At 47.4% G+C, this 403-nt stretch carries 3 tRNA genes; all 3 read left to right on the forward strand.

Going from position 1 to position 403, the window contains the following annotated elements:
- Positions 1-38 precede the first annotated feature (38 nt).
- The 3 genes from ACQCT5_RS22905 to ACQCT5_RS22915 all read left to right on the forward strand — a co-directional run bounded on the left by ACQCT5_RS22905 (position 39) and on the right by ACQCT5_RS22915 (position 352).
- Positions 39-114, forward strand: a tRNA-Val gene (locus ACQCT5_RS22905).
- Between the two features lie 65 nt (positions 115-179).
- Positions 180-255: transfer RNA gene (locus ACQCT5_RS22910), tRNA-Thr, on the forward strand.
- A 21-nt stretch (positions 256-276) separates the two neighbouring features.
- Positions 277-352 (forward strand) — tRNA-Lys (locus ACQCT5_RS22915).
- The last annotated feature ends 51 nt before the right edge of the window (positions 353-403 follow it).

Raw genomic sequence — 403 nt, forward strand, 5'->3', positions numbered from 1 at the left:
CCCTGTGAGAGTAGGACGTTGCCAGGCTAGATATATTCGGAGGATTAGCTCAGCTGGGAGAGCATCTGCCTTACAAGCAGAGGGTCGGCGGTTCGATCCCGTCATCCTCCACCAAGATTTTTTCACGTAGTGAAAATAATCAACCATTTTTCACACAGTGAAAACAATCATCATTTCATGCCGGTGTAGCTCAGTTGGTAGAGCAACTGACTTGTAATCAGTAGGTCGTGGGTTCGACTCCTATCGCCGGCACCACTTTTCTTAATATATCATTTAGTGCCATTAGCTCAGTCGGTAGAGCATCTGACTTTTAATCAGAGGGTCGAAGGTTCGAGTCCTTCATGGCACACCATTTATCTTGCGGGTGTGGCGGAATTGGCAGACGCGCTAGACTTAGGATCTA

The sequence above is a fragment of the Sutcliffiella halmapala genome, from assembly GCF_050107295.1.
In the GTDB taxonomy this organism is placed as follows: Bacteria; Bacillota; Bacilli; order Bacillales; family Bacillaceae_I; genus Sutcliffiella_A; species Sutcliffiella_A halmapala_A.